At 63.7% G+C, this 13,716-nt stretch carries 11 protein-coding genes and 1 other RNA gene; 10 read left to right on the top strand and 2 right to left on the bottom strand.

All coding sequences use genetic code 11. The features are described from left to right. Positions 1 to 81: 81 nt before the first annotated feature. Positions 82 to 1,287: a 23S rRNA (adenine(2503)-C(2))-methyltransferase RlmN gene (rlmN, locus tag EG244_RS18265; RefSeq protein WP_124966607.1), complete on the top strand. Its 1,206-nt coding sequence runs from the start codon at positions 82 to 84 to the stop codon at positions 1,285 to 1,287. A 124-nt stretch (positions 1,288 to 1,411) separates the two neighbouring features. Then, entirely contained in the window at positions 1,412 to 1,660 is a 249-nt protein-coding gene (locus EG244_RS18260; RefSeq protein WP_124966606.1) for a hypothetical protein, read from the top strand. A gap of 172 nt (positions 1,661 to 1,832) precedes the next feature. Here the strand turns inward: EG244_RS18260 and EG244_RS18255 are convergent, their stop codons facing one another. Together EG244_RS18255 and ssrA are read right to left on the bottom strand one after the other, a co-directional pair. Further along, positions 1,833 to 3,929 (bottom strand): TonB-dependent receptor plug domain-containing protein, encoded by a 2,097-nt coding sequence (locus EG244_RS18255; protein WP_124966605.1) that lies wholly within the window; start codon positions 3,927 to 3,929, stop codon positions 1,833 to 1,835. Between the two features lie 394 nt (positions 3,930 to 4,323). Beyond that, positions 4,324 to 4,686, bottom strand: a transfer-messenger RNA (tmRNA) gene (gene ssrA, locus EG244_RS18250). 61 nt (positions 4,687 to 4,747) lie between these two features. Between ssrA and EG244_RS20750 the strand changes: the two genes are divergently transcribed. The 8 genes from EG244_RS20750 to EG244_RS20535 all read left to right on the top strand — a co-directional run bounded on the left by EG244_RS20750 (position 4,748) and on the right by EG244_RS20535 (position 13,674). Beyond that, entirely contained in the window at positions 4,748 to 4,915 is a 168-nt protein-coding gene (locus EG244_RS20750; protein WP_199738026.1) for a hypothetical protein, read from the top strand. A 4-nt stretch (positions 4,916 to 4,919) separates the two neighbouring features. Beyond that, positions 4,920 to 6,188, top strand: coding sequence for a UDP-N-acetylglucosamine 1-carboxyvinyltransferase (gene murA, locus EG244_RS18245; RefSeq protein WP_124966604.1), 1,269 nt, complete (start codon positions 4,920 to 4,922; stop codon positions 6,186 to 6,188). A gap of 24 nt (positions 6,189 to 6,212) precedes the next feature. Further along, entirely contained in the window at positions 6,213 to 6,692 is a 480-nt protein-coding gene (locus tag EG244_RS18240) for a DUF2948 family protein (protein WP_124966603.1), read from the top strand. 97 nt (positions 6,693 to 6,789) lie between these two features. Beyond that, positions 6,790 to 8,199: a YcjX family GTP-binding protein gene (locus EG244_RS18235; RefSeq protein ID WP_124966602.1), complete on the top strand. Its 1,410-nt coding sequence runs from the start codon at positions 6,790 to 6,792 to the stop codon at positions 8,197 to 8,199. A gap of 2 nt (positions 8,200 to 8,201) precedes the next feature. Beyond that, positions 8,202 to 10,391: a primosomal protein N' gene (locus EG244_RS18230; protein ID WP_124966620.1), complete on the top strand. Its 2,190-nt coding sequence runs from the start codon at positions 8,202 to 8,204 to the stop codon at positions 10,389 to 10,391. A 1,820-nt stretch (positions 10,392 to 12,211) separates the two neighbouring features. Beyond that, entirely contained in the window at positions 12,212 to 12,655 is a 444-nt protein-coding gene (locus EG244_RS21125) for a DUF4102 domain-containing protein (protein WP_233589067.1), read from the top strand. A 189-nt stretch (positions 12,656 to 12,844) separates the two neighbouring features. Then, a complete protein-coding gene (locus tag EG244_RS21120) occupies positions 12,845 to 13,240 on the top strand; it encodes a tyrosine-type recombinase/integrase (protein ID WP_233589065.1) in 396 nt (131 codons plus the stop codon). Between the two features lie 290 nt (positions 13,241 to 13,530). Then, complete coding sequence (locus EG244_RS20535; protein WP_158617362.1) at positions 13,531 to 13,674, top strand: hypothetical protein; 144 nt, start codon at positions 13,531 to 13,533, stop codon at positions 13,672 to 13,674. Positions 13,675 to 13,716: the final 42 nt, after the last annotated feature.

Genomic DNA, 13,716 nt, shown 5'->3' with positions numbered 1-13,716 from the left:
TCACATCACAATTTCTGACCCGCCCCTTTTGCTTTTCGCTACATTCAGTCTATATACGGCGCTCAGCCCGAGGATTTGCCCATGACCGCCGCTCAGACTGCTGCGCCTGCCGCCGCGACCGCCCCGATCACCCAGGATGTGATGACCATTCCGCGCAAACTGCCGGAAGGGGGAAAGGTGAACCTTGTGGGTCTCACCCGCGACCAGCTGCGCGACGCTCTGCTGACCGCGGGCACGCCGGAGAAACAGGTGAAGATGCGCCTCGGCCAGATCTGGCTGTGGATGTATCACTGGGGCGTGCGCGATTTCGCCTCGATGACCAATCTGTCGAAAGACTACCGTGCGCTTCTGGCCGAGCATTTTGAGATTGCTCTGCCGGAAATCGTCACCCGTCAGATTTCCGCCGATGGCACCCGCAAATATCTGCTGCGCATTGCCGGCGGCCATGAAGTTGAGGCGGTCTATATTCCCGAAGAAGGCCGCGGCACGCTGTGTGTGTCGAGCCAGGTGGGCTGCACGCTGACCTGCTCGTTCTGCCATACCGGCACGCAAAAGCTGGTGCGCAACCTGACCGCAGGCGAGATCGTCGGCCAGCTTCTGGTGGCGCGTGACGATCTGGGCGAATGGCCCGAAGTCGGCCAGGGCTCGATTGAGGGCCGTCTGGTCTCGAATATCGTGCTGATGGGCATGGGCGAGCCGCTTTATAACTTCGAAAACGTCCGCGATGCGATGCGCGTTGTGATGGATGGCGAGGGTCTGGCCCTTGGCCGCCGCCGCATCACGCTGTCGACCTCGGGTGTGGTGCCGGAGATTGCGCGCACCGCCGAAGAGATCGGCTGCCAGCTGGCGATCAGCTTCCACGCCACCACCGATGAGGTGCGCGACAAGCTGGTGCCGATCAACAAGAAATGGAACATTGAGAAGCTGCTGACGGCGCTGCGCGAATATCCCAAACTGTCGAACTCGGAACGCATCACCTTTGAATATGTGATGCTGAAGGATGTGAACGACTCGGATGCCGATGCCCGCCGCCTCGTGCGTCTGATCCAGGGCATCCCGGCGAAGATCAACCTGATCCCCTTCAACGAATGGCCGGGCTCGCCCTATACCCGTTCGGACTGGGAGCGGATCGAGGCTTTTGCCGATATCGTCTATAAAGCGGGCTATGCCTCGCCGATCCGCACCCCGCGCGGCGAAGATATCATGGCCGCCTGTGGCCAGCTGAAATCCGCGACCGAGCGCCAGCGCAAGAGCCGCGCTGAGATTGCGGCAGACGCCGGCCTCTGATCCGGGACGACATTCCATGAAACGGCGGGCTTTGCCCGCCGTTTTTTAGTGCGCCAAAGGCAGAGATAAAGCAACCTGAGCGTGTATCGCAGCGGGACCCAGGCGGTCAGATCGGAGCCCCCCCGTGTTTGCCAGACTGTCCCTGCTGATCCTTTTCGCGCTGTCGCTGTCTGCCTGCAGCCCGCCCGCAGCGCGAAAGATGACCCGCGCCCAGGTCTGCGAACTTGCCGCGCAGCGCCGCGCGGAGTGGCGCAACATCGACGGATCTTCGATTTATTCGAACTCTGCCGCCTTCCGGCGGGCGCATCTGAGCGAGATCGCGGAGCTTGAGGGGCACTGCAGGGCCGCCCCGGCGTCGCGCGGCAGATTGTGAGACGCGCTCAGGCTGTGACAGTCGCGATGGCGCTTCGATCGGCCTGACTGCGGCTTTTCCGGCGGCTGCATTCCTGATCCCTGAGCCGCCACCCTGCCCTGCAAACCAGGCTCTGGCGCAGCAAAAAGGCAGCCCCGAAGGGCTGCCTTTTCGGGTCAGACTGCAAAGCAGATCAGAAGCGGGTGGTGATCCCCACACGGAACAGACGGCCGTTTTCGGCATAGCTCACTTCTTTTTCCGGCTGGCGGTCAAAGAGGTTCTCGATGCCGATGTTCAGCGTCGCCTTCGGCGTCAGATCATAGCTCGCGCCGATATTGACCAGGGTATAGGCCTTGGTGTTCTGGCCCGCCGGGGCCGAGCCGGTGAAGCCGCCCGGCAGAACCACGCCGGTCGCATCAAAGAGGTTCGCCTGTTTGCCGACGTAATTCACCTGACCGTTCAGCTTCAGACGGTCATTGGCCTGCCAGGTCACACCGGTGCCAAGGTTCCACTTCGGCGTGGTGCTCATCGGGAAGGTGACATTGGCATTGCCATATTGGAACTCAGAGATCGCCATATAGGTGGCGGTGCCGTTCCAGGTCAGGCTGTCATTGACGGTCCAGTTAAAGCCCGCCTCGATCCCGGCGGTGCGGCCTTTGTCGAAGTTGTCGCGCACGAATTTATAGCGGTCGCGCAGAACCGGAGTGCCGGTTGCGCGGTCGGTGACCCAGACCTGATCGAAGACGTCATTGGTCCTGCGCGCACCGATCATATCGGTGATGTCATTGTAAAAGCCGGTGACTTCCCAGCTCAGATCCGCGCCCTGATAGTTCAGGCCCAGCTCAAAGTTATCCGAGGTCTCGGGCTTCAGATCCGGGTTGCCGAAAATGATGCAGGGGCCCTGATAGGGTTTGCAGCCATTGCCGTTGGAGCTCATCTGATAATTCGGGCTCAGGTTGCGCAGATCGGGGGCGACAAAGCCCTGGCTGTAGCCTGCCTTCAGGGTCAGACCGCCGCCGAAGTCGTAGTTCGCATAAAGACGCGGGGTGACATGGGTGCCAAAGCGCTCATGCTGATCGACGCGCAGACCGGCGGTCAGGGTCAGCGCATCATTGAAGCGCAGGCGGCCCTCGGCAAAAAGCGCGCCCGAAAGGGCGGCATCATCGACCACAGTGCCGGTGCTGGAGCTTTGCGCATCAAAGAGCTTCTCTTTGGTCGCGGTCAGCCCGAGGGTATATTCGAACTCCCGGCCCGCAAGGGTGCTCAGATCGCTGTAGCGGGTCTCAAAGTTCAGCGTGTCAAAGCTGTTGGGCGCAGCCGCCCCGGCCGCCAGCGAGGTGCTTTTGGATGTCTCAAAGCGCAGCGCCGAGTCCAGACGGCCGGTGCCCAGCGTCAGACCATGGCTCAGCACCAGGTGGTTACGGCTGACCTCGCGGGTGCCTGCGCCCCCGGCAGCATCGGTGGCGAGATAGTCTTCAACCGCATTGCCAAGCTCCAGCCCCCAGTCCGAGACATCGCTTTGCTTCCAGTTCAGCCTGGCGCCGAGCACGCGGGTCTTATCGCCTTTGTTGGAAACGCGGGTGCCGGTGCCGGTGGTCGGCACCGCGACCGGGCTGCCGGTCTCAGAGAGTTTGCCCCAGGCCGAGAAGGTCAGATCCTGCGCCACCGGGCCGGTGACAAAGCCCGACAGCGAATTGCTGTCACTGGTGGTCGAGGCATCGCCGCGGGTGGCCTCGGCGGTGACCGAGCCCGACCAGACGTCATAGCCCTTTTTGGTGATGATATTGATCACACCGCCCATGGCGTCTGAGCCGTAAAGCGTCGACATCGGGCCGCGGACCACTTCGATACGCTCAATCGCGTCGATCGGCACCACACCAAGATCGCCCTGATAATCCCGCGCCATGGTGTTGCGGCCGCCAATGCGGCGACCATCGACCAGTTGCAGCGTGCGCGAAGCCGGCATGCCGCGGAACGACAGGGTTTTGCCGCCGTCATTGCCATTGGTGATATTGAGGCCCGGCACGGTGCGCAGCGCCTCGCGCAGATCGCGGGCGCCGGTCGCGGCCAGCTCTGCGGCATCAATCACCGTGATTGAGGCGGGCGCATCCTGCACCGAGGTCGCCTTACCCGAAGCCGAGCTGACAAGGATCGCATCAAGCTGCACGTCATCCTCTGCCGCGACATCCTGCGCCAGCGCGGCAAAGGGCAGAGCGGCGCTGATAAGCGCACAGCCGGTCAGCAGACGGGCACGGGCGAGACGGGAGGCGGTCGTGGGGGCGACGGACATTCAGGCAAACTCCGGCAGAAACAGATGGGGCGGGAGAGGGGCTGCACACCAGGGCTCCCGCCGATTGAGGCAGCGCTTACGCCTGCCAAAATTTGAAGTCTACCGTTTCGCTCGGGAATAATTGTAGCAGTGCCTGTCACAAGCGCGGATCCCCCGCTCTGGCAACAAATTGCAACAATTTAACTGTGAAAGATGTCAGTCTGGGTAACAGTTTAAACGTGTCTCATCGCCGCCGTGACAGCGCGGTTTGCCGGCGGACTGCGGCAAAAGCCGTTCACATCCTCTGCGGCGCAGCCGATTTCGGGCGTGGAGACGCGACCCGCAGAGGACACTGACGCTCAGGCCTCAAACCGCCCGCGACAGGCGCAGTGTCACAGTCATCATATGGGGGGAAGGTGCAGGTTTCTGTTGCCAGGTACCTGCGAACCCCGCCTTACGGTGCTACCCGCAAGGACTTAGTTTCGGTACCCGAACTGCTTACGCAGCAAGGGCCACCGGAGCACGGTTGTCGTTTGCAACTGTACATTTGCACCGATAACGGTGGTGGCTCACCGAGACAAAGCAAACATCTTTAGACGTTCGTCGATCCTGTTTCGGCCCCACACTCCCCAAACGAAGGAGAATGATGGTGGAGCCGCCGGGTACCGCCCCCGGGTCCGATCCGTGTATTACATGCGCGTTTATGTCCATAGTCCCCGTGGGTTGCCCCGGCGAAGACAGATCTAACATAAGCGAGGCGCCGCCGTTTCGCAAGGGGCGCGTCACAGGCTGTCGGGGTGGAACTGGACGCGCCCTGCCGCGTCAGTTAGAGACAGATCATGACCACCCGCGACATTCCGAAGAAAACCCCGCCCTCCGCCCCGAACAGCCGGGACGCGCGCCTGAAGGCCGCGCTGAAAGCCAATATGGCAAAGCGAAAGGTGCAGGCGAAAGAACGAGCGGCCGAGGCAGACGATACCGATAGTGACAACGGGCAAGAGGACTGAGGCGATGGATGCGATCCTGGTGCGCGGCGGCGCAGAACTGAATGGTGAGATCCCGATCGCGGGGGCGAAAAACGCCTGTCTCACGCTGATGCCCGCGACGCTGCTGTCGGAAGAGCCGCTGACGCTGACCAATGCGCCGCGCCTCTCGGACATCCGCACCATGACGACGCTGCTGCAAAGCCTCGGTGCCGAAGTGCAGCCGCTGCAGCAGGGCCAGGTTCTGGCGATGTCTTCGCATGATCTGACCTCGCGCCACGCTGATTATGACATCGTGCGCAAGATGCGCGCCTCGATTCTGGTGCTCGGGCCGCTGCTTGCGCGCTTTGGCGAGGCAGAGGTCTCACTGCCTGGCGGCTGCGCCATTGGCGCGCGCCCGGTCGATCTGCACCTCAAGGCGATGGAGGCGCTCGGCGCTGAGATCGATCTGCGCGACGGCTATGTGCTGGCACGCGCGCCCCTTGGCGGGCTGCGCGGCGCTGTGATCGATTTCCCCTTCGTCTCGGTCGGGGCCACTGAGAACGCCCTGCTGGCCGCCGTGCTGGCCAAAGGCACCACGGTGCTGAAAAACGCCGCCCGCGAGCCTGAGATCGTTGATCTGGTGGTCTGCCTGCGCCGCATGGGCGCGCAGATTGAGGGCGAGGGCTCTTCGACCATCACCATTCAGGGCGTTGACCGCCTGCATGGCGCGACCCATCCGGTCGTTACCGACCGCATTGAGCTGGGCACCTATATGCTGGCCCCGGCGATCTGCGGCGGCACCGTTGAATGCCTTGGCGGCCGCATGGATCTGGTCACCGCCTTCGCGGAAAAGCTTGATGAGGCCGGTGTGGCGGTGGAAGAGACCGCGCGCGGGCTGAAAGTCAGCCGCAAAAACGGCCGTCTGAAGGCCGTGAATGTGGTGACGGAGCCCTTCCCCGGCTTCCCGACCGATCTTCAGGCGCAGATGATGGCCATGCTCTGCACCGCAGAGGGCACCTCGGTACTGGAAGAGAAAATCTTCGAAAACCGCTTCATGCATGCCCCCGAGCTGACCCGTATGGGCGCAAAGATCGACGTCCATGGCGGCCATGCCACCGTAACCGGGGTGGAGCGTCTGCGCGGCGCGCCGGTCATGGCGACCGATCTGCGGGCCTCGGTCTCGCTGATCCTGGCGGGTCTGGCGGCCGAAGGCGAGACGCTGGTGAAACGCGTCTATCACCTTGATCGCGGCTATGAGCGGGTGGAAGAAAAACTCGGTGCCTGCGGCGCATCGATTGAGCGGATTCAGGAATAATCATCACAGGCAGGAGGGCGGTTCATGGCAGATGCACGTTTTGAGGACGGCACCGAAAAGCCCCTGCGCCTGCGGGCGCAGAGCGACGGGGATCTGCCGATCCTCGCAGCCCTGCTTCAGGATGCGGTCTTCACGGCAGCGGATGTGAAATGGCAGCCCAAAAGCCGCCGCTTTGATCTGCTGCTGAACCGCTTTCGCTGGGAGGATGCTGACCATGCGCAACGCGAAAACCGCCCCTTTGAGCGTGTGCGCTGCATCCTGACCATCCGCGATGTGCAAAAGGTCGCAAGCCAGGGGTTGAAGCCCGGCAATGCCGATCTGATCCTGTCGCTGCTGACGCTGGGCTTTACCCCCACCGAAGACGGCGCAGGTTTCCTCGATCTGACGCTTGCGGGGGATGAGGCCCTGCGGCTGAGTGTCGAATGCCTTGATCTGACGCTTTCCGACGTCACACGGCCTTACCGCGCGCCATCAGGCCGCGCACCTGCGCATAAAGACCTCTGATCCGGCTTGAAATTCTGCGCCGGAATGCCTGGATTGGGGAGAGCGGGGGTGCCTCCCCTGCCCCTTTGTCGTTGTCCTGAGAAAGAAAGTCCGCGCCATGGGTGTCACTGAGCTTGCGCAGGATCTGGCCCATGAGGTCTCAAGCCGGGTCTCGGGCCTCTCGGAAAGCCTGTTCGATCCGGTGATCCGGCTGGGTGTGACGGGGCTTGCGCGGGCGGGCAAGACGGTTTTTATCACCTCGCTGGTCTCAAACCTGCTGGACCGGGGCCGCATGTCGCAGCTTCAGGCCGAAGCGGGCGGGCGCATTGAGGCGGTCTGGCTGCAGCCGCAGCCCGATGACACCGTGCCGCGCTTTGACTTTGAGGGGCACTTAGGTGCGCTGACCGGGCCTGCCCCGCGCTGGCCCGACAGCACGCGGGCGGTGTCCGAGCTGCGCCTGAGTTTCCGGATGCGGCCCTCAGGCCTGCTGAAATTCACCGGCCCGCGCAAAGTGCATCTCGATATCATCGATTATCCCGGCGAATGGCTGCTGGATCTGGGGTTGATGGATCTGAGCTATCAGGCCTGGTCCGAGGGCGTTCTGGCCCGCGTCACCGGACGCGAAGAAGCCCGGACCTGGTTTCGCCTGCTCGGCGCGGTGGAGGATGCCCCCTGGGATGAGCCGCTGGCCAAAGATCTGGCCGGCGCCTGGCGCGACCTTCTCGCGGCTTTGCGTCTGGCGGGGATGTCGGACATTACCCCCGGTCGCTTTTTGATGCCCGGAGAGCTGGAGGGCAGCCCCGCCCTGACCTTTGCGCCGCTGCCGCGCCCCGAGACCCCCGCCTCGCGCGGCCTCTGGCGTGAGATGGAGCGCCGCTTTGAGGCCTATAAGTCCCGCGTGGTGCGGCCTTTCTTTCGCGATCACTTCTCCCGCATCGACCGTCAGGTCGTGCTGGTGGATGCGCTGCAGGCCATCCATTCCGGCCCTGCGGCACTCGAAGATATGCGCCGCGCGATGGCTGCGATCCTTGCCGCCTTCCGGCCGGGGCGTGGCGGGATGCTCTCGGAACTCCTGCTGGGGCGGCGGGTTGAGCGGATCCTGTTTGCCGCCACCCGCGCCGATCACCTGCATCACAGCCAGCACGCGCGGCTGGTGACGATCCTCTCAGCCCTGCTGCGCGAGGCCAAAGACCGCGCCGATTTCGCCGGGGCCGAGACCGCCGCCATGGCCATCGCCGCCGTGCGCGCCACCACAGAAGTGGATTTGCAGCGCGGCTCTGACAGCATTCAGGCCGTTCAGGGCCGTCTTGCCGACAGCGGCAAAGTGGCGGCCATGTATGCGGGCGATCTGCCCTCTGACCCCTCGCGGCTGCTGGTGCCTGCGCGCGAGGGCGCGGCGGGCTGGCTCGACGGCGATTATGCGGTGATGCGCTTTGCCCCGGCGATCCAGGATCTGGTGCCCGGCCAGGGCCTGCCGCATATCCGGCTGGACCGGGCGGCGGAATTTCTGATCGGGGATCTGCTTTGAAGCTGACCGACCTGCTGCCCGAAGGCTCTGCCGTTCAGGTTCTGACCCCCGATATGCCGCTGCGGCCTTTGGATTACAAAGCCCCCGAAGGCGGGGTCTGCCGCGGGGCCTTTGTCGAAGTGCCGCTGGGGCCGCGGCGGGTGAAAGGTGTGGTCTGGGGACCGGGCGCGGGGGATTACCCGCTGGCAAAGCTGAAACCCGTGAGCGCCGTTCTCGACGCGCCACCCCTGCCCGAGGATCTGCGCAATTTCCTCGAACGCGCCGCCGCCTATACGTTGACGCCGCTGCCCCTGATGGTGCGGCTGGCGACACGGGTGCCAGGCCTGGGCGATCCGCCGCAGATGCGCCGCCTGCTGCGCGCCACCGGCTTTCGACCCGAAAAACTGACCGAGGCACGGGCGCGGGTTCTCGACGCGCTGCAGGACTTCGGCGGCGCGGCGCTGCCGCTGGCCGATCTGACCCGCGCGGCGGGGGTCGGCAGCTCTGTGGTCAAGGGATTGATCGGCCTTGGCGCGCTGCGCGAAGAGGAGGTGGCGAAGGACGCCCCCTACCCCCGGCTTGACCCCGGCCGCCCCGGCCGGGCGCTTTCTGAGGATCAGGCGGCCGCGGCAGAGAGCCTGCGCCAGGGCCTGCGCTCAGAGAGCTATGGCACCACCATGCTGAAGGGGGTGACCGGCTCAGGTAAGACCGAGGTTTACCTTGAGGCCGTGGCCGAATGTCTGGCCATGGGCAAACAGGCCCTGGTGCTGCTGCCCGAGATCGCGCTGACGGCCGATTTCATGGCCCGGGTGGAGGCCCGCTTTGGTGCGCGCCCCGGCGAGTGGCATTCCGGCATGACCACCACAGAGCGGCGACGCCTGTGGAAGATGTGCGCCGAAGGCGGCGTAGGCATGGTGGCGGGCGCACGCTCGGCGCTGTTTTTGCCCTTTCAGAACCTTGGCCTCATTGTCGTCGATGAAGAGCATGACACCTCCTATAAGCAGGAGGACGGGGTTTATTATTCTGCCCGCGATATGGCGGTGCTGCGCGCCGCGATGGGGGGCGCGCGGGTGGTGCTGGCCTCGGCCACGCCCAGCCTTGAGACCTGGGTCAATGCCCATGAGGGGCGCTACTCCCGGATTGATCTGCTGAGCCGCTTTGGCACGGCGGAACTGCCGGAAATGCGGGCGGTGGATCTGCGCAAATCGGGTCTGCCAAGCGGCAAATGGATCGCCCCCGAGATCGCTGAGGCCATCGCCGGTCGCCTTCAGGCCAAAGAGCAGTCGCTTTTGTTCATGAACCGGCGCGGCTATGCCCCGGTCACGATCTGCCGCGCCTGTGGCAGTCAGATCGCCTGCAACCACTGCGATGCGCGGATGGTCGAGCACCGCTTCCTTGGCCGTCTGGTCTGCCACCAATGCGGCGACACAAGGCCCGTGCCGCCCGAATGCCCCTCCTGCCATGTAGAGGGGAAACTCGTGGCCATCGGCCCCGGCGTGGAGCGCATGGCCGAAGAGGCCCAGGCCCTTTTTCCTGAGGCAAAGGTGAAGATCCTGTCCTCGGATCTCTATACTTCATCCCGGGCGCTGAAGGCCGATATTGAGGCGATTGCGGGGGGGGAGGGTGATATCATCGTCGGCACCCAGATCGTCGCCAAGGGCCATAACTTTCCGCTGCTGACCCTGGTGGGGGTGGTGGATGCCGATCTGGGCCTTCAGGGCTCGGACCTGCGCGCCGCGGAACGGACCTTTCAGCTGATGCGGCAGGTGGCTGGCCGCGCGGGCCGCACGGGGCGGCGGGGGCTTGCACTTTTGCAGACCCACCAGCCCGAGCATCCGGTGATCCGCGCCATCCTGTCGGGCGATGAGGAGAGCTTCTGGCGCACCGAAGCCGAGGCGCGCAAACTGCACGCCATGCCGCCCTATGGCCGTCTTGCGGGGATCATCATCACCGCCAATGATCCGCAGATCGCCTTTGACATCGGCAACCACCTGGCCCGCAGCGCCCGCCCGCTGGAGGCAATCGGCGCCGAGGTCTGGGGCCCCGCCCCCGCGCCCATCGCCCGTATCGAGGGCCGTCACCGGGTGCGCCTGCTGATCAAAGCCAGCCGCCGCGCGCCCCTGCAGGCCGCACTTCACGACTGGCTGAAGGGGCTGAAGCTGCCCGCCCATGCGCGGGTCGCGGTGGACATTGATCCGCAGAGCTTCCTGTAGCCCCGGCCCTTCGCCGCGCGCTCTGCAGGCCGCGCTGAGCGAAGGCCCCCACCCCATCGGGCGGATCGGGGGCCGCCACCATCTGCGTCTTCTGATGAAAGCCCCCCTGCTGACCGCCTCAGCGACTGGCTAAGATGCTCAAACTCCCCGCCAGACCGCGGGTGTCAAAGGAACATGGCTGCGCTGTTCGGTGTGCAAACGGCATTCTCCCCTGACCAGGGGAGAATGGTCCCAACATGCCATGTGCCGTGGAGCGGTTCATGACTGAGCAGCCGAACTGCCCCAGCTCCGAGCAAGGCTGCGAAGAAACCGGATTTGACCCTTTGCGTCCGGCCAGTCGAAATCTCCGGCCATGGTACGCTCGCCGAAGAGCTTAACATCAGGCAGGTTCGAGTGAACCAGAGACGTCCGCCCCGTCCATGCGTCAGCCATGATATCCCGGCCCTTTCTGCCATTGGCCCTGCCGAAACGCCTGTACGCGCGCAGGGCCTCATTTCGTGATCGCCGCCCCGGATCGTAACCCTTCGAGGCGACATACTAGCAGCGCACCTCGGGCAGCGGTGGCCGTGTGGAAGGTTTTGCTCTCCCCGATCCTTGCGGCGGTGACACCGGCGGCCTGCTGATCGGCGGGTCAGACAAAGCTCCCGATGCGGTCGCCGGTCATCTCTGCAGCCCGCATTCCAGCGTTTCTGATCATCCTGAGCCGCCAGTCATGCCCGCCAGGGGAGCCGGAGCCGATGCCGCGCCCGGCGTCGGCTCGCCCGGATGAACAGGGCCAAAAAACAGTTCGGGGAGCTGCAGTCCCGGCGATTGGCCACGCTTTGATGCCCGGGAACCTGCCCCCCGCTCGCCATGATCAGTCGGACCAGTAGCCTCCCCATGGCTCGCTCTGCCGGAGGGGGAAGCCAATAAAAACCTCTGCCGAGCGGCAAAACTGAAATACCACGGCTCAAAGCCGCTCAGGATAACCCGGATTATCGCTCGGCACCGCGAACCATTCCCTTTCAGGGTCAAGCCAGCCCCGCAGCTTCAGGGCGGCAACATTGCTCGACCTGTTCATGGTTCGGGACAGGGGATCGGCTTGCCCGGAGGCCTGATCTGAGACCTTGACCCGCAAATATGAACCTGCAGAGCCAGGGAATGCCGCAACAATTCCGACGGGCGACAGTCTGCGGGCAAATCACTCCCTGGAGGAGTCTCCTGAAATATTTCCACCCGGAGCTTCTTTAACTTCTGTTCTGCGAGGAACTCGCGATCCGGGATGCCATCGCGCGCTGCACGCTCACGTCGCTCCGAAGCGCAGACGCGATCCGGCTGCGAATGTCCCTCCGACCCTTCGGGAGGTGCAAACGACAAAAGGCAGCAGTCCGCAGCCAGTATCTCATTCCAACGCCGAAGCTGGCTGAGGAGCGGTCAGCGCGCAGCGGCGCGCAATGTCAATACGCCCGGCAGAGCGCAACTGGTTGTCGCAAGACCTTGCAACAGGTCATATCTATGCAGTGGAGGTATTTGAAAGGTCACCGGCCCAAAATGGTGATTTATGCGATAAAATCAGAGGCCTATGGCGGAGCGAAACTCCGCATTACCCTGTTCCGACAAATTCCGCCGAGCACAAAAATCCAATAAAATAAGGGATTTTGTAGGCTTGCAGTGCCACTGGGTTCCGTTGGATTCCCTCTTAAACCCTGGTCTATTAGGGGGCGAAATGGGGGGCGAATGACAAGCATCAACAGGCGTCCGGTCAAAGCCCTCACGGTCCGGCAGATGAAAACCTTCGCGAGCCGGGCAAGTCCTTCGATGGCCATGGTCTCTACCCCCACATCCGCGCCAGCGGCAGCAGGGCATGGACCCAGCGCATCGTGATCAACGGCAAACGCTCAGAGATCGGCCTTGGCTCAGCCGACCTTATCAGCCTTGCTGAGGCCCGCACGATGGCACTCGGGTACCGCAGACAGGCCCGCACCGGTGAAGACCCCCTTGCCTCCCGTCGGCACGAGCGCGAGATCCCCGCCTTCGAGGTCGCTGCACGCAGGGTCTATGAGAGGCACCGCCCCACATGGAAGAATACGAAGCACGCTGAGCAGTTCATCACCTCACTTGAAACCTGCGCTTTCCCAAAGCTCGGTAAGCGCAGGGTGCCTGAGATCACGGCCGCTGCCATCCTGTCGGTTCTGACGCCGATCCGGATCGACAAGGATGAGACTGCCCGTCGGGCCCGGTACCATCCTGGAGTGGGCTGTAGCGCAGGGCTGGCGCAGCGATAACTCCGCCCAGGATATCGATCAGGCGCTTCCCCGCCCGAGCGGCCAGAAGGCCCGGCGCAAAGCCATGCCCTATGACGAGGTGGCAGCCTGTCTTGAAGCCATCAAGGCCTCCATGCCCTCCCTGCCACGAAGCGCGCCCTTGAGTTCATCACTCTGACGGCTTCCCGCTCCGGTGAGGTGCGGGAAGAGATGGACCTCGGGAAAGCCCTCTGGGAGGTCCCTGAAGCCCGCATGAAGGCAGGCCCCATCATGGAGCTCCCCTCAGAGGCCCTGCAGGAGACCGGAGGGCAAGGCTATGTCTTCCCCGGCACCAAGGCCGGAAGACCTCTGTCAGACATGACGCTCTCCAAGCTGGTGAAGGAGCTCGGCTTCCCCGTCGACGTGCACGGCTTTCGCACCTCTTTCCGGACATGGGCGCAGGAGCAGACGAACTATCCCCGTGAGGTGGCAGAGGCCGCCATGGCGCATCGGACCGGTGATAAGGCCGAGCAGGCCTACACGAGGTCAGATCTGTTCGAGAAGCGCAGGGAGATGATGGGGGAGTGGGCGGCCTACCTCGGGCACCAGCCCCGGGCCCCGCAATGACGTCTATCGGCCGAGGCTGTGTGGAAACTCGAAATCCATGGACGCGCCGAGAATGACTTCCCTCTGCTGTTGCTCAACGCGGAACAGAACCGAACATCTTCACACCATTTCCGCGATGAGAGAACACTGTCCCGCGCTACCAGCCGCCCAGCTAAGTTTTCACACAGCCTCGGCTCTGTGCGTCGATCTGACCGCCAGTGGCGCTGGACCGGGGCACGGCGTCAGCTATGCGGGACAAAGCGGCGGCTCACATGCCATACCGGGTTCAGAAGAAACCCACGGAGTCCGTCATGGAAGCGGATCTGCGATTTCTTCAAGGTAGATGGACGCAAGTGGCGTTTGAGGAGAATGGGGCGACCGATGCCCCAGATGCACACGGCTCGCCCAAGGCGGTGACGACTATCGCAGGGCAGACGTTCCATGTCGCGGTCTGAGGTGATCCCCATCTCTTGGACAGGATGTGGCGCTTTTTAAGC

It is taken from the genome of Falsigemmobacter faecalis (genome assembly GCF_003863335.1).
In the GTDB taxonomy this organism is placed as follows: Bacteria; Pseudomonadota; Alphaproteobacteria; order Rhodobacterales; family Rhodobacteraceae; genus Wagnerdoeblera; species Wagnerdoeblera faecalis.
Note: the sequence above shows the minus strand (reverse complement) of the source record. Positions and strands in the feature narration are given on the sequence as shown.

Excerpts from the sequence above, each read along its gene's own strand:
- rlmN (WP_124966607.1), top strand. The coding sequence starts at position 82 with ATGACCGCCGCTCAGACTGCTGCGCCTGCCGCCGCGACCGCCCCGATC.
- EG244_RS18255 (WP_124966605.1), bottom strand. The coding sequence starts at position 3,929 with ATGTCCGTCGCCCCCACGACCGCCTCCCGTCTCGCCCGTGCCCGTCTG.
- EG244_RS20750 (WP_199738026.1), top strand. The coding sequence starts at position 4,748 with ATGACCACCCGCGACATTCCGAAGAAAACCCCGCCCTCCGCCCCGAAC.
- murA (WP_124966604.1), top strand. The coding sequence starts at position 4,920 with ATGGATGCGATCCTGGTGCGCGGCGGCGCAGAACTGAATGGTGAGATC.
- EG244_RS18240 (WP_124966603.1), top strand. The coding sequence starts at position 6,213 with ATGGCAGATGCACGTTTTGAGGACGGCACCGAAAAGCCCCTGCGCCTG.
- EG244_RS18235 (WP_124966602.1), top strand. The coding sequence starts at position 6,790 with ATGGGTGTCACTGAGCTTGCGCAGGATCTGGCCCATGAGGTCTCAAGC.
- EG244_RS21120 (WP_233589065.1), top strand. The coding sequence starts at position 12,845 with ATGGACCTCGGGAAAGCCCTCTGGGAGGTCCCTGAAGCCCGCATGAAG.
- EG244_RS20535 (WP_158617362.1), top strand. The coding sequence starts at position 13,531 with ATGGAAGCGGATCTGCGATTTCTTCAAGGTAGATGGACGCAAGTGGCG.